Raw genomic sequence first — 16120 nt, forward strand, 5'->3', positions numbered from 1 at the left:
CCCATGAAGTTGCCACTTGACTGGGACACGAAATCCTCGAAAAGAACCTTTTTGGCCCTCAAAGGCATCCAATGTGCCGTGTTTGGAATTTTCCTCGCGGCCACTGCGCAGGCTCAAGGAGCGCCGAAGGTGGTTGCCTCGATCAAACCCGTTCATTCGCTCGTTTCGGCGGTGATGGAGGGAATTGGCGAACCCGGTCTGATCGTCGAAGGTGCCGGTTCGCCCCACGGGTACAGCCTGAAGCCTTCGGATGCCGCGGAACTGGAGAACGCAGATCTTGTCGTCTGGGCGGGGCCCGATCTTGAAGTATTTCTGGAAGGTCCCATCCGGGCGTTAAGCCGGAATGCGGAAGTCGTTGCCTTAAGCGAGGCGCATGGCGTGAAACTTCTGCCCTACCGTGAGGATGGCGACTTCGAGGCTCACGCCCATGAGGATGGGGAGCATGAACACGAAAACGGGCACGATAGCGGGGAAGACCGATCGGACCACAATGGCGCCGGTATGGACATGCATTTCTGGCTCGATCCGCAAAATGCCAGGGCATTGGTCCATGAAATCGAAGTGGCGCTTTCCGCAATCGACGCTGACAATGCCGGTGTTTACGCAGGAAACGCGAGGAAGCTGGAAGATAGGATCGATGCGCTCGATGCGGAAATCCGGGGCATTCTGGCCCCTGTCGCCGCAACGCCCTACGTGGTCTTTCACGACGGCTACCAGTATTTCGAAAAACACTATGGCCTGAACGCCGTCGGCTCGATTTCGGTCAGCCCCGAGGCAAGGCCAGGCGCGGCACGGGTGGCGGGAATGCGGGAAAAAGTGAAGGAACTTGGCGCGGTCTGCGTCTTCTCCGAACCGCAGTTCGATCCGCGTCTGGTTGCCGTCATCGCCGAAGGAAGCAACGCCCGCCCCGGCGTTCTCGACCCGCTTGGCGCCGACCTTGAAGACGGGCCGGACCAGTATTTCGACCTCTTGCGAAATCTCGCGAAATCGCTTGCCGAATGCCTCTCCGGCGAAGGCTGAGGTCTTGCAGCAAATTCGGCTTCAAAGCTTCCGCCCATCGTTGCCTCCATCCTGTCGGGTCGAGGACATATTAGGGCACGCGGACGGAGCGGGAACAAAAAAGGACGGCGGAGTTGTTTTCTCCGCCGTCCCGAACTTGTTGAGTTGATTGTTTTTGAGTTGCTTTCACACCCACTTGAAGACGCAGAAGGCATAGACAAGCGCGATAATAAGCGGCCCCCAAAGAGGCGTTCCCATGATCGCGAGCCAGGCGAGGAAAATGAACGCCGAGCCCAGCAGCGAGATGAAAAGCCGGTCGCCGCGCGTGGTGTCGAGGCCGAGAACGCCGTGGCGCGGCCCCCCGCCGGGGGACTTGAACTCCCACACGCTCATTGTCACCAGGCAAAGCGCGATGAAGGCGAAAAAGGATGCGGTCGGCCATGTCCAGGCCATCCAGGTAAGACCCATGATAAGTCTCCTCTTGCAGGATATGCTCTAAACGCGGCCGAGGGCGAAGCCCTTGGCGATGTAGTTGCGCACGAAGTAGATGACGAAGGCGCCCGGCACGATCGTCAGCGATCCGGCCGCCGCCAGCAGCCCCAGTTCATAGCCGGATGTGGAGGCCGTTCGCGTCATCGTCGCGGCGATCGGCTTGGCCTCTACCGCCGTCAGCGTCTTGGCGAGCAACAGTTCCACCCAGGAGAACATGAAGCAGAAGAAGGCGGCAACGCCGATGCCAGCAGCGATCGTCGGCACGAAGATCTTCAGGAAGAACGACCAGAAGGAATGCCCGTCGACATAGGCGGTCTCGTCGAGTTCCTTCGGCACGCCGGACATGAAACCTTCGAGAATCCACACGGCGAGCGGAATGTTGAACAATGTGTGGGCAAGAGCTACCGCCAGATGCGTGTCGAACAGCCCGACGGCCGAATAAAGCTGGAAGAACGGCAGGGCGAAAACGGCGGGCGGCGCCATTCGGTTGGTCAGGAGCCAGAAGAACAGGTGCTTGTCGCCCAGGAAACGGTAGCGCGAAAAGGCGTAAGCCGCGGGAAGTGCCACCGCCACGGACAGCACCGTGTTCAAGGTCACGTAGATGAGAGAGTTGATATAACCGTTGTACCACGTCGGATCGGTGAAGATGACGCGGTAGTTCTCCAGCGTGAATTCCTGTGGCCACAGCGTGAAGGAGCCGAGGATCTCGTTGGTGGTCTTGAACGACATGTTCAAGAGCCAGTAGATCGGCAGCATCAGGAACAGGATGTAAAGGGTCGGCACTAGCCAGGAATAGCGTCGCATCACTGGGCCTCGCTGCGCATCATCAAGGTGTAGAAGATCCAGCTCAGAAGCAGGATGATCAGGAAGTAGATCAGCGACATGGCCGCTGCCGGGCCGAGGTCGAACTGGCCGAGCGCTATCTTCACAAGGTCGATGGATAGAAGGGTCGTCGAATTGCCGGGGCCGCCGCCGGTAAGCACGAAGGGCTCGGTATAGATCATGAAGCTGTCCATGAACCGCAGCAGGACGGCAATCGTGAGTACGCGCTTCAGTTTTGGAAGCTGAATGAAGCGGAAGATCGCGAAGGATCCCGCGCCGTCGATCTTCGCCGCCTGATAGTAGGCATCGGGGATCGAGACGAGGCCGGCATAGGCAAGCAGCACCACCAGCGACGTCCAGTGCCAGACGTCCATGACGATCAGCGTGAACCAGGCATCCCCCGGCTGGCGGGTGAAGTTGTAGTCGAAGCCAAGCACGTTGAGCCCGCGGCCGAGAAGGCCGATATCCGGCAGCGCGAAGATGTTCCACATCGCGCCGACCACGTTCCACGGGATGAGAAGCGGCAGGGCCATCGTCACCAGGCAGACGGAAACCCAGGGGCCCTTTCGCGGCATGGCAAGCGCGATCGCGACGCCGAGCGGCACCTCGATCGCAAGGATCGTGAAGGTGAAGGTGAGCTGGCGCAGGAGCGCATCGTGGAAGCGCGTGGAATGCAGCACTTCCTCGAACCAGATGACGCCGGCCCAGAAGAAGGTGTTGTCGCCGAAGGTTTCCTGAACGGAGTAATTCACCACTGTCATCAGCGGGATGATGGCGTTGAAGGCCACGAGCGCGACGACGGGGAGGACGAAGATCCAGGCGGCGTGATTGATCGTCTTGTTGTTCATCCGATTATCCCCTCAGGCCACGATCCAGCCGTCGCGATAGACCTGTGTATGGTCGCGGTCGAAAGCGAGAAAGGCGTCGTCCGCCGGGATGCCCTGGCCTTCCGGCACGAGCAGCTTGATCGAAGTGTCGTCGGCCCGCGTTTCCACGATCCGGAAACGGCCGGCATCGCTCACCTTGACGACCTTCGCCGGTACGCCCTTGTCTGCGAACTGCACGAATTCCGGGCGCACGCCGATCTGCAGTTCACCCTTGAGTTCGTTAAGGTTCCGGCTCGACGCCGTTTCGATCTCGGAGCCGGCGAAATGCGGCTTGCCGTCCTCAACCGCGCAAGGAAGAACGTTCATGCCGGGCGAGCCGATGAAATGGCCGACGAATGTGTGTTGCGGCCGTTCGAACAGGTCCACGGGCGTGCCGATCTGCACCACCTCGCCAAGGTTCATAACCACCACCTTGTCGGCGAAGGTGAGCGCCTCCGTCTGGTCGTGGGTGACGTAGATCATCGTCGTTTTCACCCGCTGATGAAGCTCCTTCAGCTTGGAACGCAAAAGCCACTTCAGATGCGGGTCGATGACGGTAAGCGGCTCGTCGAACATGATCACGTTGACGTCAGAGCGCACCAGCCCGCGGCCGAGCGAGATCTTCTGCTTGCCGTCCGCCGTCAGCCCCTTGGCACGGCTTTTCAGCGTGTCGGAAAGATCGATCATTTCCGCGATTTCGCGCACGCGCTTGTCGACATCCGCTTCCGGAACATGCCGGTTGCGCAAGGGAAAGGCGAGATTGTCGTAGACGGTCATCGTGTCGTAGACGACCGGAAACTGGAACACCTGCGCGATGTGGCGCTGGTCCGGCGGCAGGTCGGTCACGTCCTGATCGTCGAAGAGCACGCGGCCGGCGCTCGGATGCAGAAGGCCGGAAATGATGCTGAGCAGCGTGGTCTTGCCGCAACCCGATGGGCCGAGCAGCGCATAGGCGCCCCCGTCATCCCAATCGATGTTGAGCTTCTTGAGCGCCCAGTCGGCCTCGCTCTGCGGGTTCTCCATGTAGGAGTGGCCGAGGTTTTCAAGTGTGATCTTTGCCATTTTCAGCCCCTCCGGCTCAGGCCGCCACGCGCCTGCCGTCCATGTCGAAGAGCATTGCCCTTGACATGTCTGCATAGAGTTTCGCCTGGCTTCCGACCTCGAACGGGTGAATGCCGTGCGACTGCGAGACCCAGGTCGCGCCGTGCATGGTGAAGTGGATGATGCTTTCCGAGCCCGATAGCTCCGCGACCAGAACCTTGCCGTCGACGCCTACCGGGTTATCGCCGCTGGCAAGCGGGCTTACATGATGCGGGCGGACGCCGAGCGTGTAGTCGCCATCGGCAATATTCGCGAAATCGCCTGTCGCGGCCCATGTCGCCATATCCGCAAGGCGGAACTCGCCGCCGCGCTTGGTCACGGCGACGGTGTTGATCGGCGGGTCGGAAAACACCTGCGCGCTCACGAGGTCCTTCGGAGCGCGATAGATTTCGCCCGTCGGGCCGAATTGGGCGATGCGTCCTTGATGGAGGCAGGCTGTGTTGCCGCCGAAAAGGAGAGCCTCTGTCGGCTCCGTCGTCGCATAGACGACAATGCAGTCGCGGTCCGCGAAAAGGCGCGGTAGTTCGTCGCGCAGCTCTTCGCGCAATTTGAAATCGAGGTTTGCAAGTGGCTCGTCGAGCAGCACGAGGTCGGAATCCTTGATGAGCGCGCGGGCAAGCGCCGTTCGCTGCTGCTGGCCGCCCGAAAGCTCGCCCGGCCTGCGTTGCAGCATCGGCGAGAGCTTCAGGAGTTCGGCAAGCGATTGGACTTTCTTCTTGATTTCCGCCTCGGAAACGCGCGCTACCCGCAGCGGAGAGGCGATATTCTCATAGACGGTCAGGTTCGGATAGTTGATGAACTGCTGATAGACCATCGAGACATTGCGTGAGCGCACCGAAACGCCGGTCACGTTCTTTCCCGAAAACCAGACCTCTCCCCTGGTCGGTTTCTCAAGTCCGGCCATCAGCTTCATCAGCGTGGTCTTGCCGGCGAGGGTGGTGCCCAGCAGGATATTGAAAGAGCCCGGATCGAGCGTCAGGCTCGTCGGGTAGATATGCGTATCCGCGCCGAAACGGAGCGACACATCTTTGAGTTCCAGGGTCATCACGTCGCCACAGCCTGTTTTATTTCGTTCATCCGCCTGCGGGCCGGCGCAGCCTGCCGGACATAACCCGGAGGCGGTCGCCTTTCCAGTGGTTCGCTCGGACAGTTCAAGCCGGCGGGGACCATATTCGGTCCGTTTGCGTTCCGGCGTATCTTGCGGCGGGCGACCGGCCCCGCAGTGGCAGGGAAGGTGATCGCGCATAGGGGCCGCTAAGCTTAATGGCCTCCCGGCGGCGGTGCCGCCGGGAGGTTTGGATCCATGTCGATCAGTTGGCCGCCCAACGCTTGACGAGTTCGTCATAGGCGATGGTTTCACCCTGCGGCTTCTCGTTGTCGAGCTTCGCCTTGGCGCCGCCGTGGCCAAGCCACTCGGAAGCGTCCTTTTCCTCGTTCAGGCGCGGGCCGCAGCCGCCGTAGGTGTTGTTGGCCTCGTCGGCGCGCTGCATGCGGGCCATGACGTTATCCATTTCACCGGCCAGACGGTCCATGGCTTCCTGCGGGGTGAAGGCACCGGAGTTCACGTCACCGATGTTCTGCCACCACAGCTGGGCAAGCTTCGGGTAATCCGGAACATTAACGCCGGTCGGGGTCCACAGCACGCGGTCGGGCGAGCGGTAGAACTCGACGAGGCCACCGAGCTTCGGAGCACGCTCCGTGAAGCTTTCGTGACGGATCGAGCTGTCGCGGATGAAGGTAAGACCAACGTGGCTCTTTTTCACGTCAACCGTCTTGGAGACGACGAACTGGGCGTAGAGCCAGGCCGCCTTTGCGCGATCGGTCGGAGTGGACTTCAGGATCGTCCAGGAGCCGGCGTCCTGATAGCCGAGCTTCTGGCCTTCTTCCCAGTAGGGGCCGTGCGGGGACGGAGCCATGCGCCACAGCGGGTTGCCGGAATCGTCTACGGTGTTGTTGCCTTCCGACTTCGGCGCGACCATCGACGCGGTGAACGCCGTATACCAGAAGATCTGCTGGGCGACGTTGCCCTGGCTCAGTGCCGGCAGAGACTGGTAGAAGTCATAGTCGGCCGCGCCCGGAGGGGCGTAGGCGCGCAGCCATTCGTCCCACTTGCGGATCGCGTAGACGGCGGCCGGGCCGTTAGTGCCGCCACCGCGCGTGACAGAGGCGCCGGCCGGGTTGCACGAACCTTCGTCCATGCGGATGCCCCACTCGTCGATCGGGCGGCCGTTCGGAAGGCCTTTGGAGCCGGCGCCGGCCATGGAAAGCCAGGCATCCGTCATGCGCCAGCCAAGGTCCGGGGCGCGCTTGCCGTAGTCCATATGGCCGTAGACGCGCACACCGTCGATTTCCTTCACGTCGTTGGTGAAGAAGTCGGCGATGTCCTCATAGGCGGACCAGTTCACCGGAACGCCGAGGTCGTAGCCGTATTTTTCCTTGAAGCGGGCCTGAAGGTCCGGATTGTCGAACCAGTCCTTGCGGAACCAGTAAAGGTTCGCGAACTGCTGGTCGGGAAGCTGATAGAGGCTTCCGTCCGGGCCGGTGGTGAACGACTTGCCGATGAAGTCGTCGATGTCGAGCGCTGGGTTCGTGACGTCCTTGCCCTCGCCCGCCATCCACTCCGAAAGGTTCACGGCAAGCTGCAGGCGTGAGTGCGTGCCGATGAGATCGGAATCGTTGATGTAGGCGTCGTAGAGGTTCCGGTTCGTCTGCATCTGCGTCTGAACCGCCTGAACGACTTCGCCCTCGCCGAGAAGCTGGTGATTCACCTTGATCCCGGTGATTTCCTCGAAAGCCTTCGTCAGGGTCTGGGATTCGTAGGTGTGCGTGGGGATCGTTTCCGAAAGGACGTTGATCTCCATGCCCTGGAAGGGTTCCGCAGCCTTGATGAACCACTCCATCTCCTGGAGCTGTTCGTCCTTGGAAAGGACGGACGGCTGGAACTCTTCGTCGATCCATTTTCTTGCCTCGTCGACACCGGCAAAGGCCGATCCCGAGACGGCGATCAGAGTCGTGGCAGCGACCGCGGCCATTAATTTCTGACGCATCGGTATTCCTCCCTAGTGAAACCGCGGATCGACTATCAAACGAAAAAAAACGAACGTCAATACGAAAATTTTCTTGCGATTATTGCCCAAACCGATCAACTTTCAGTCACAAAAGTCGCATGCATATTGCATTGCGAAATGAAACGAAAGCGATAAGAAACCGAAGCGAATTCGGCCTCGCGATCGCTGAAACGCCATGGAAAGCAAGCGAATAGTATCGCAAATGGAGCCCGTAACACCACGGCAGACGGACATTCTGGACCTTGCGCGGCGCGTCGGCCGCGTGGAGGTGGAAAAGCTTGCCGCGGGCTTCGACGTGACGCCCCAAACCATCCGCAAGGACCTGAACGATCTTTGCGAGCGCGGCCTGCTGCAGCGGGTGCACGGCGGCGCGGTTTCGCCGTCGAGCGTGTCCAACTGGGCTTATGAATCGCGCCGCTACCTGGCCGAGGAGGAAAAGCAGCGCATCGGCCGGGTCGCCGCAGCGCTGATCCCCGAAAACAGTTCGATCATGCTCAACATCGGTACGACAACGGAGCAGGTGGCGGCATCGCTCAGGCATCACGAAGGCCTGATGGCGATCACAAACAACATCAACGTCGCCAATATCCTGCGCGAGGCGCCCGGCGTGGAGGTAATCATCGCCGGCGGCCTCGTCAGGGCATCCGATGGCGGCATCGTCGGGGAGGCGACCGTCGATTTCATGCGCCAGTTCAAGGTCGACTACGCGATCATCGGCGCCTCGGCCATCGACGCGGACGGCACGATCTTCGACTACGACTTCCGCGAGGTGCGCGTGTCGCGGGAGATTCTGAAACATGCGCGCTTTACGATCCTGGTCGCGGACAAGATGAAATTCGAGCGCAACGCGCCGGTCCGGATCGGCCATCTTTCGGAAATCAATTTCTTCGTCACGGACGAAAGACCACCCGACCCCATCATGGAAATTTGCCGCGAAAACGACGTGCGCGTCGAGGTCGCCGGTGAGAACTCAGGAGCCTCGACGTGAGCACCGTACCTTCGCCCAGCGATTTCGACCTGTTGATCATCGGTGGCGGAATCAACGGTGCAGGCATCGCGCGCGATGCCGTCGGCCGCGGATATTCCGCCTGCCTCGTGGAAATGAAGGATCTGGCGAGCGGCACCTCCTCATGGTCGACGAAACTCATTCACGGCGGGTTGCGCTACCTGGAATACTACGAGTTCCGTCTGGTCCGCGAAGCGCTTACAGAACGCGAGGTGCTATGGGCGAACGCACCGCACATCATCCGGCCGCTGCGCTTCGTGCTGCCGCACCACAAGGGCCTGCGTCCACGCTGGTTGCTTCGCCTCGGGCTCTTCATCTACGACCATTTGGGCGGGCGCAAGAAGCTTCCCGCGACGAAGACCCTCGACCTCACGACAGACCGGGCCGGCAAGCCGCTGAAACCCGGCCTGTTTTCAACCGGTTTCGAATATTCCGACTGCTGGGTGGATGATGCGCGGCTTGTCGCGCTCAACGCGCGCGATGCGGCCGACCGTGGGGCAGAGATCAACACGAGAGTGAAGCTCGTTTCCGCGACGCGCGAAAACGGATACTGGCGGGCGATGCTCAAAGACGAGATCTCGGGCGCCACGCGCGAGGTGACGGCGAAGCTGATCGTCAATGCAGGCGGCCCATGGGTCGACAATGTTTTGAACGGTGCGCTGGGACGCGGCAATACAGCCAACGTCCGCCTCGTCAAGGGCAGCCACATCGTCGTCAGGAAAGTTTATGACCACGACCGGGCCTACATCTTCCAGAACGCCGACGGGCGGATCATCTTTGCTATTCCCTACGAGGGTGATTTCACGCTGATCGGCACGACGGATGAGGACTTCTCCGGCGATCCGGGGTCGGCTCGCATCTCCGATGCCGAGACGGACTATCTTCTGGCGGCGGCAAGTGAATATTTCGAAAAGCCGCTCAAGCGCGAGGATATCGTCTGGACCTACTCCGGCGTACGTCCGCTTTACGATGATGGGGCCTCCAAGGCGCAGGAGGCCACGCGCGACTATGTTCTGAAGGTCGACGGCGGGAATGGCGAGGCGCCGCTCGTCAACATCTTCGGCGGCAAGATCACGACCTACCGCCGGCTTGCCCAGTCGGTCCTTGAAAAGATCGAGGACCAGCTCGGCGCCCGCGGCCCCGCCTGGACGAAGAAAGCAGCCCTTCCCGGCGGCGACTTCCCGGTTGAGGGCTTTGCCGGCCAAGTCGCCAAGATCCGGCAGAAACATGCCTTTCTCGACGAGCGTCATGCGACGCGCCTCGTCCGGCTCTACGGGACCTGCTGCAATGGCCTCCTGGACGGCGTGCATGACAAAAAAGGCCTGGGCCGCCACTTCGGCGCGGATCTCTATGAAGCGGAAGTACGCTATCTGATCGATCAGGAGTGGGCGCGCACGGCAGAGGACGTGCTCTGGCGGCGCACCAAACTTGGCCTGCGGCTGTCCGAAGACGAAGTCAAGGCGCTTGAAGAGTTTATGCGCGAGGCCGTTTCGCCAGCCAGTGGAACGCACGCGAACGGCTGACGAATCCGCTATCCGCGCAAGTTCAACTCGTCTAAAACGCGCGCATGAGCGAAATCGACGAAGAGGCCCTTGCTGAGGCCTATAACCGCGGGCTGGATCTTGAAAAGGCCGGCGATCTCGAAGGCGCGGCGCAAGCCTATCGCCTTGTCCTTGAAATCGACCCGGACGATCGGGGCGGCGCGTCGGTGCGTCTTGCCGCGATGGGGCGCGGCCAGTCGCCGGACAAGGCGCCCGATGCCTATGTGTCCGCCCTTTTCGACCAGCATGCGGACGTTTTCGAATCCATTCTCGTCGACCAGCTTGGCTACCATGTGCCGATGATGGTGGGCGAGGCGGTGGAGCGTCTCGGTCTCGGGCCTTTTTCCCGGCTCCTTGACCTCGGCTGCGGCACCGGGCTTTCTGGCGATGTACTGTACGATCACGCGGAAGAACTTGTCGCCGTCGACCTTTCGGAGGCGATGGTGGAAGCCGCCTATGAAAAGGACGTTTACGACAGGCTCTATGTCGCCGAAGCCGTGCATTTCCTGGAGGCCACGGACGAGTCGGCGTTCGACATGATCGTCGCAACCGACGTGCTTCCCTATATGGGCAGGCTCGAGGCGTTCTTCTCCGGCCTTGCCGCGAAGACGGCGCAGGGCGGGGTCGTCGCCTTTTCCACCGAAACCCTGCTGGACAAGGCATTTCAGGGCCGGACCTTCATGGTCGGCCCGAAGCAACGTTTCGCCCATCGGCCGGCCTACGTCCGCGCGCTGCTTGACGAGCATGGCTTTACGCTTGTCGAACTCGCCCCGATCGTCGTGCGCCATGACGAGGGTGAGCCGGTGCCCGGGCATCTGGTCATTGCCCGCAAGGACTAAACCTCGCGGGCCAGTTCCATTTCGCCAAGCCTTTCGGCAAGGCGCGGGGCGGCAAAATCGACGAATGCCCGCACCTTGCCGGAAACCTTTCTCGTCGGCGGATAGACGAGGCTGACCGGCACGGGATCTGGCATGAAGCGGTCCAGCACGAGCTTCAGTCGGCCCGCCCGCACCGCGTCCTCCACCATATAGGAGAGCGCCATGACGAGGCCTCCTCCGCGCTCCGCTTCGGTGATCACCGCCGCTGCATCGTTGACGTCGAGGCGTGGGCGTATGGCCGCGGTGCAGGGCTTGCCGTCCAGCACGAGCCGCCAGTTTCCGGCATGCGCGAGCGCCGTGGTGGTGATCGTACGGTGGCTTTCAAGATCGCCCGGGGTCTCCAGCTTCGGCGCCATATCGAGATAGTCGGGGCTTGCGACGAGCACCTGGCGAACATGGCCGACACGCCGTGCAAGCAGCGTGGAATCCGGTAGATGGGCAATGCGCACGGCGATGTCGATGCCTTCCTCGACAATGTCGACGACCCTGTCGAGGCACAGCAGCGTTGCCGTTATCTGCGGGTGAACGTCGAGAAAATCGGACAGGAGAGGCGTCGTGCACTTTCGCCCGAAGGTTACCGGGGCGGTGACCCTGAGGTGGCCGCTCGCCGTTGCCGCGCGGCCGCGCACGATCTGTTCGACACCTTCGATATCCTCTAGCAGCCGACGACATTCGGACAGATAGTCCTCACCGGCTTCCGTCAGCGAAAGCGAGCGGGTTGTTCGGTTGAAAAGCCTGACGCCGAGCCGCTCTTCGAGCGACGAGACGGCGCGCGTTACCGCCGGCGGGGACAGGTTGAGCTTTGCTCCGGCGCGGGCGAAATTTCCCGCATCCGCAACGGCGACGAAAACCTGCATTGTATGAAGGCGGTCCATTATTATTCCATATTGCGGAATAATGTCTTTTAAAAGATGCCTATTCATTGAAATCGCGTAATGAGCATATTCCGCATCGACCCGGCCACCTGGCTGAGATTGAAGATTCATGCGGAGACTGGACCATGACCGCCAAGCTGAAAATTCACCGTTTTGCAAAATCCGGACATTCCCACCGGGCCGTGCTGTTCGCCTCGCTTCTCGGCCTCGACGCGGAGCTGATCGACGTCGATCTCGCCGGCGGCGCGCACAAGACGCCGGACTATCTGGCGATGCACCCGTTCGGCCAGGTGCCCGTCCTTCAGGAAGGCGACCAGACGATCTGGGACAGCAACGCCATCCTCGTGCATCTCGCGATCAACCACGACGCTTCCGGGGCCTGGTATCCGCAGGACCAGAGAGCTGCGATCCAGGCGTGGCTTTCGGTAGCCGCCGGTCCGCTTTTCAACGGCCCCTGCGCGGCGCGTCTCGTGACCGTCTTCGGCGCGGATTTCGACCACGAGCGCACGAAGGCGACGGCCGCCGCGCTGTTTGAGGTTCTGGAGAAGGAGCTTGGCAAGCGTCCGTTCCTGGTCGGCGACAAGCCGACGATCGCCGATGTCGCGCTCTATTCCTATACCGCCCATGCGCCGGAGGGCGGGGTGACGCTGGAGCCTTTCGAGAATATCCGCGCGTGGCTTTCGCGTATCGAGGCTCTTCCCGGTTTCGTGGCCATGCCCGAGACGAAAGCTGGCCTCCTGGCCTAGGGTCCAGGCCTTGGCGCCGGGGCGGCGCACTCTCGGGAGAGTAAGGCGAACATTACGCCTTTGGCGAAAAGCACGGATGCAGGTTCATGACTGCCGGATTGAAGCTATATACCTTCGCAAAATCGGGCCATGCGCATCGCGCCGTGCTGTTCGCCTCGCTTCTCGGCCTTAAGGTGGAACGCATCGAAGTCGACCTGACTGCCGGAGCGCAAAAGGCTCCCGAACATCTGAGGCTGCATCCGTTCGGGCAGGTTCCCGTCCTCCGGGACGGCGATCAGACGATCTGGGACAGCAACGCCGTTCTCGTGCATCTTGCCGGAAAATTCGATCCCGCCGGCACATGGCTGCCGAAGGGAAAAGAGGCGATTGTCCAGGCATGGCTGTCGGTCGCCTCGGGAGCCTTGACGGACGGGCCGTGCGACGCACGGCGCGTCACGGTGTTCGGGGCGGAGCTCGATCATGAAAGGGCGTGCGGGATCGCCGCCGGTTTGTTCGAGGTTCTGGACGCCAGGCTCTCAGGTCGCGCGTTTTTGATCGCGGACGCGCCGACGATCGCCGATGTCGCGCTCTATACCTACACTGCGCATGCGCCGGAAGGCGGCATTTCGCTGGATCCTTATCCGGATATTCGGGCGTGGCTCGTCCGCATGGAGGCGCTTCCAGGATTTGTCGCAATGCCGGCATCGAAGGCAGGTCTTTTGGCCTGAACGCCGCCTCCCGAAGGAGAGAAGTCATGTCCGATAAAAATTCGACCGCGGATCGCGGCACGCCTTTCCACGAAGGCGAACTTGCGGTTCAGGAGAAAGTGGGCGTGAAGGAGCGGATATCCGCCTTCGGCCGCATGGCGATCCGCGACTTCATGCCGGATCAGCATCGGGCTTTTTTCGCGCAGCTTCCCTTCATCGTGCTTTCGTCGATAGATGGCGAAGGCTGGCCGCGTGCGACAATGCTCTTCGGGCTTCCCGGTTTCGTCTCCTCTCCCGACAGGCGCAGACTTTCCATTGCCGCGCGCCCCATCACGGGCGATCCCCTGGAAGCTGCCCTGGCCCCGGGCGCGAAGGTTGGCGGCATCGGGATCGAGTTTCAGACGCGACGGCGCAACCGGTTTACCGCGCATGTGAGCGCGTCCGGCGAGACGCTGGAACTTGCCATCGACCAGTCGTTCGGAAACTGCCCGCAATATATCCAGACCCGCCGGCCGGCATATGTTCGCGATGTCACGGACACCGGCTTTGCGCCGGACGTCAGGCGTTCGGATGGCCTGGACGCGGCCGCGCGCGCGCAGATCGAGGCCGCCGACACATTCTTCATTGCCAGTATCGCACCGGGCGAAGACGAAAAAGGCAAGTTGGGCGCGGATGTTTCGCACCGCGGCGGCAAGCCGGGCTTCGTGCGCGTGGACGATGACGCAACGCTGACGATCCCGGATTTCGCGGGCAATCTCTTCTTCAACACCTTCGGCAATCTGCATCTCAATGCAAAAACGGGCCTTCTGTTTCCCGATTTCACGTTAGGTGACCTGCTGCATGTCGCGGGCGAGGCTGAGATTATTTACGAGGGTGAGGAACTTGCGGCCTTCCGCGGGGCCGAGCGTTTGCTGAGGATCCGCGTCGATCACACGGTCCGGCTGAAGGGGGCCTTGCCGCTTCGTTTCGAGTTCGGAGATTTTTCGCCGAATTCGCTTATCACCGGAGACTGGAACGAGGCGGCGGCCGCGCTCGAAGCGGAAAAGGCCCGCAACACCTATCGTTCCTATCGTGTCACGCGTGTCGTACGAGAAAGCTCGACGATTAGGTCATTCTATCTCGAGCCCGCCGACGGCGGCTGGCGGCCCGCGTTCGAGGCCGGTCAGTTCCTGCCGATCCGCCTGCGCCTGCCGGATGGCGAACTGGCGTGCCGCACCTACACATTGTCGAGCGCGCCGGGCGACAAGCTCTTCCGGATCAGCGTGAAGCGGGAAGCGGACGGAAAGGTCAGCCGTCACTTGCACGACCAAGTCGGCGAGGGCGATATCGTGGAGGCGCTTTCCCCGCGCGGGCACTTTACGCCGGACACCTCCCATGATCGCCCGATCGTGCTAATATCGGCAGGCGTTGGCGTAACTCCCATGATTTCCATGCTGAAGCATCTGGTGGTGGAGGATTTTCGCACACGCAAGGAACGGCCGATCCATTTCATTCACGCCGCACGCTCGTCGGGGGAACGCGCATTTTTCGAGGAAGCGCGAAAGATCGCAAGCCTTGCCCAGTCGGTCAGACTTCACTTCACTCTCCGCCGGCAGGAGGAAGGCGATCAGCCAGGTCGGGATCTTCACAGCGTGGGCCGCATCGGTGTCGACCTGCTGAAGGCGATCCTGCCCTTCGACGACCATGATTTCTATATTTGCGGCCCCTCTGGCATGACCCAGTCGGTCTACGACGGGTTGAGGGACCTGAATGTCGCCGATCGGCGGATATTTTCCGAAAGCTTTGGCGACAGCGGCTTGAGGCGTCGGCCCGACCATTCCGAACGCGGAAAGCAAAGCGTCGGCGAGGGCAGGGCGGCCGTGCGGTTTTCCGCATCCGGCGTGGAAGCCTCGTGGACGCCGGAAAGCGGCACTTTGCTGGAATTGGCCGAAGCGTCGGGGTTGCGGCCGCATTACGGCTGCCGCTCGGGGTCTTGCGGTTCATGTGCCGCGCGTCTTGCCGAAGGTGCCGTCAGCTACCCCGAAGAGCCTGCGTTCCCGGTGGAAAAGGGTATGGTCCTCACCTGCTGCGCCGTGCCCGCAGCGCGCGAAAACGGGCCGGAAAAAAGGCTTGTCGTCGAACTCTGAGACGAGAAGCTTCATCAAGCTTCGGGCAGGAAAGTCATGTGCATTCCGCCGCTGCCGCTTTCAGCGATGAAGGCGGGACCGCAGTCGCGGCTTTTTCCGAATGGAGGCCATCAGGGCCCGTTTCCTGCGGTATCATGGCTTCCGCGGATTGAACGAACTTGTGATCGCCAATTCATAAGTAGTATTGCGTATAGTTCGTTTTTGGCCGCGTTGCCCGGAAAAAGAAGGCCGCCGACCTAAAGCCGGCTTGCTAAGCCGCTTTGGTATTTCAACCTTTCGGCGAAATATAAGGAGGACTGAGAATTTTAGTGTCCAGTCAAAATCTCTCAATTTGCTATTTCTAATGCGTATTAACAATTCGATGTATATATTCTAAATAGCTATATTAGCTTCCTTTAAATAAACTGTTAGGTAAATATCGCTGCGTAATTTATCTTATATTAAAATATAACACTGGGATATCCATGTAATCATTAAGTTGTTTTTCTTTTATGCGATGTGACTATCATCTGTATAGTTTTTTTACGAATTTCATCCAGAAAGGCTCGCGATAAAGTTGTAGCGCAGTGAATTGTTTTTGCCTGCGCATTCCATGGCCAGCAGTTTCATATCAGGGATGGGAGTGGCGATGTTCAGGAACAGCGGTTTGGAAAGAATATGAAGGAACTCGGGTTCGGGCTCGGGTTCGGGATGCTGGTCGCGATCGGGTTCAGCGTCCTGAGCGTTATGCCCAGTCAGGGCGAGCCGGTTGCGGTCTTCATGGGGCCCTTTTCCGCCCCTGCCGACGGATTGAAGGCGATCGTTTCGGCCCAAGGAAGCCTTTTGAGTCAGTCAACGGTCGTCGTCACAGCAAGTGACGACCCGGATTTCATAAACAAACTGTACCAGGCCGGCGCCTGGTTTGTCGGGGACGC

Annotated in this window: 15 protein-coding genes; 7 read left to right on the forward strand and 8 right to left on the reverse strand. The window is 60.8% G+C overall.

From position 1 onward, the window contains the following. Positions 1–3 precede the first annotated feature (3 nt). Positions 4–1020: a zinc ABC transporter substrate-binding protein gene (locus HPQ64_RS07240; RefSeq protein WP_172887693.1), complete on the forward strand. Its 1017-nt coding sequence runs from the start codon at positions 4–6 to the stop codon at positions 1018–1020. A gap of 165 nt (positions 1021–1185) precedes the next feature. Here the strand turns inward: HPQ64_RS07240 and HPQ64_RS07245 are convergent, their stop codons facing one another. The 6 genes from HPQ64_RS07245 to HPQ64_RS07270 all read right to left on the reverse strand — a co-directional run bounded on the left by HPQ64_RS07245 (position 1186) and on the right by HPQ64_RS07270 (position 7327). Further along, on the reverse strand, positions 1186–1467 hold the full coding sequence (locus tag HPQ64_RS07245) for a DUF2160 domain-containing protein (protein ID WP_172887694.1): 282 nt from the start codon (positions 1465–1467) through the stop codon (positions 1186–1188). A 27-nt stretch (positions 1468–1494) separates the two neighbouring features. Beyond that, entirely contained in the window at positions 1495–2295 is an 801-nt protein-coding gene (locus tag HPQ64_RS07250; RefSeq protein ID WP_172887695.1) for a carbohydrate ABC transporter permease, read from the reverse strand. Further along, positions 2295–3161, reverse strand: coding sequence for a carbohydrate ABC transporter permease (locus tag HPQ64_RS07255; protein ID WP_172887696.1), 867 nt, complete (start codon positions 3159–3161; stop codon positions 2295–2297). Before HPQ64_RS07255 ends, HPQ64_RS07250 begins: the two co-directional genes overlap by 1 nt. 12 nt (positions 3162–3173) lie before the next feature. Beyond that, a complete protein-coding gene (locus tag HPQ64_RS07260; RefSeq protein WP_172887697.1) occupies positions 3174–4241 on the reverse strand; it encodes an ABC transporter ATP-binding protein in 1068 nt (355 codons plus the stop codon). Positions 4242–4257: 16 nt separating this feature from the next. Further along, on the reverse strand, positions 4258–5325 hold the full coding sequence (locus HPQ64_RS07265; protein ID WP_172887698.1) for an ABC transporter ATP-binding protein: 1068 nt from the start codon (positions 5323–5325) through the stop codon (positions 4258–4260). Between the two features lie 265 nt (positions 5326–5590). Continuing rightward, positions 5591–7327 carry an ABC transporter substrate-binding protein gene (locus HPQ64_RS07270; protein WP_172887699.1) on the reverse strand — a complete coding sequence of 579 codons (1737 nt, stop codon included), beginning with the start codon at positions 7325–7327 and terminating at the stop codon, positions 5591–5593. A gap of 196 nt (positions 7328–7523) precedes the next feature. Between HPQ64_RS07270 and HPQ64_RS07275 the strand changes: the two genes are divergently transcribed. Genes HPQ64_RS07275 through HPQ64_RS07285 form a run of 3 tightly spaced genes read left to right on the forward strand, consistent with a single transcriptional unit; the run spans position 7524 to position 10734 of the window. Then, on the forward strand, positions 7524–8336 hold the full coding sequence (locus HPQ64_RS07275; RefSeq protein ID WP_246270340.1) for a DeoR/GlpR family DNA-binding transcription regulator: 813 nt from the start codon (positions 7524–7526) through the stop codon (positions 8334–8336). After that, positions 8333–9877, forward strand: coding sequence for a glycerol-3-phosphate dehydrogenase (gene glpD, locus HPQ64_RS07280; RefSeq protein ID WP_172887700.1), 1545 nt, complete (start codon positions 8333–8335; stop codon positions 9875–9877). Before HPQ64_RS07275 ends, glpD begins: the two co-directional genes overlap by 4 nt. Before the next feature lie 44 nt (positions 9878–9921). Beyond that, positions 9922–10734: a class I SAM-dependent methyltransferase gene (locus tag HPQ64_RS07285; RefSeq protein ID WP_172887701.1), complete on the forward strand. Its 813-nt coding sequence runs from the start codon at positions 9922–9924 to the stop codon at positions 10732–10734. Here the strand turns inward: HPQ64_RS07285 and HPQ64_RS07290 are convergent. After that, a complete protein-coding gene (locus HPQ64_RS07290; protein ID WP_172887702.1) occupies positions 10731–11648 on the reverse strand; it encodes a LysR family transcriptional regulator in 918 nt (305 codons plus the stop codon). The two genes, HPQ64_RS07285 and HPQ64_RS07290, sit on opposite strands and share 4 nt — an antisense overlap. A gap of 125 nt (positions 11649–11773) precedes the next feature. On the opposite strand from HPQ64_RS07290, the gene HPQ64_RS07295 reads away from it, so the two are divergent. The 3 genes from HPQ64_RS07295 to HPQ64_RS07305 all read left to right on the forward strand — a co-directional run bounded on the left by HPQ64_RS07295 (position 11774) and on the right by HPQ64_RS07305 (position 15206). After that, positions 11774–12394, forward strand: a complete 621-nt coding sequence (locus HPQ64_RS07295) for a glutathione S-transferase family protein (RefSeq protein WP_172887703.1) — start codon at positions 11774–11776, stop codon at positions 12392–12394. Between the two features lie 86 nt (positions 12395–12480). Then, a complete protein-coding gene (locus tag HPQ64_RS07300; RefSeq protein ID WP_172887704.1) occupies positions 12481–13101 on the forward strand; it encodes a glutathione S-transferase family protein in 621 nt (206 codons plus the stop codon). A 26-nt stretch (positions 13102–13127) separates the two neighbouring features. Then, positions 13128–15206 (forward strand): 2Fe-2S iron-sulfur cluster-binding protein, encoded by a 2079-nt coding sequence (locus tag HPQ64_RS07305; RefSeq protein ID WP_172887705.1) that lies wholly within the window; start codon positions 13128–13130, stop codon positions 15204–15206. Between the two features lie 531 nt (positions 15207–15737). Here HPQ64_RS07305 and HPQ64_RS07310 read toward each other — a convergent pair. Then, entirely contained in the window at positions 15738–16019 is a 282-nt protein-coding gene (locus HPQ64_RS07310) for a hypothetical protein (RefSeq protein WP_172887706.1), read from the reverse strand. Positions 16020–16120: the final 101 nt, after the last annotated feature.

It is taken from the genome of Hongsoonwoonella zoysiae (assembly GCF_013266695.1).
In the GTDB taxonomy this organism is placed as follows: Bacteria; Pseudomonadota; Alphaproteobacteria; order Rhizobiales; family Stappiaceae; genus Hongsoonwoonella; species Hongsoonwoonella zoysiae.

Coding starts and splice junctions, on each gene's coding strand:
- HPQ64_RS07250 (WP_172887695.1), bottom strand. CDS start 2,295: ATGCGACGCTATTCCTGGCTAGTGCCGACCCTTTACATCCTGTTCCTG.
- HPQ64_RS07260 (WP_172887697.1), bottom strand. CDS start 4,241: ATGGCAAAGATCACACTTGAAAACCTCGGCCACTCCTACATGGAGAAC.
- HPQ64_RS07270 (WP_172887699.1), bottom strand. CDS start 7,327: ATGCGTCAGAAATTAATGGCCGCGGTCGCTGCCACGACTCTGATCGCC.
- HPQ64_RS07240 (WP_172887693.1), top strand. CDS start 4: ATGAAGTTGCCACTTGACTGGGACACGAAATCCTCGAAAAGAACCTTT.
- HPQ64_RS07255 (WP_172887696.1), bottom strand. CDS start 3,161: ATGAACAACAAGACGATCAATCACGCCGCCTGGATCTTCGTCCTCCCC.
- HPQ64_RS07300 (WP_172887704.1), top strand. CDS start 12,481: ATGACTGCCGGATTGAAGCTATATACCTTCGCAAAATCGGGCCATGCG.
- HPQ64_RS07275 (WP_246270340.1), top strand. CDS start 7,524: ATGGAAAGCAAGCGAATAGTATCGCAAATGGAGCCCGTAACACCACGG.
- HPQ64_RS07295 (WP_172887703.1), top strand. CDS start 11,774: ATGACCGCCAAGCTGAAAATTCACCGTTTTGCAAAATCCGGACATTCC.
- HPQ64_RS07305 (WP_172887705.1), top strand. CDS start 13,128: ATGTCCGATAAAAATTCGACCGCGGATCGCGGCACGCCTTTCCACGAA.
- HPQ64_RS07290 (WP_172887702.1), bottom strand. CDS start 11,648: ATGGACCGCCTTCATACAATGCAGGTTTTCGTCGCCGTTGCGGATGCG.
- HPQ64_RS07265 (WP_172887698.1), bottom strand. CDS start 5,325: ATGACCCTGGAACTCAAAGATGTGTCGCTCCGTTTCGGCGCGGATACG.
- HPQ64_RS07285 (WP_172887701.1), top strand. CDS start 9,922: ATGAGCGAAATCGACGAAGAGGCCCTTGCTGAGGCCTATAACCGCGGG.
- HPQ64_RS07245 (WP_172887694.1), bottom strand. CDS start 1,467: ATGGGTCTTACCTGGATGGCCTGGACATGGCCGACCGCATCCTTTTTC.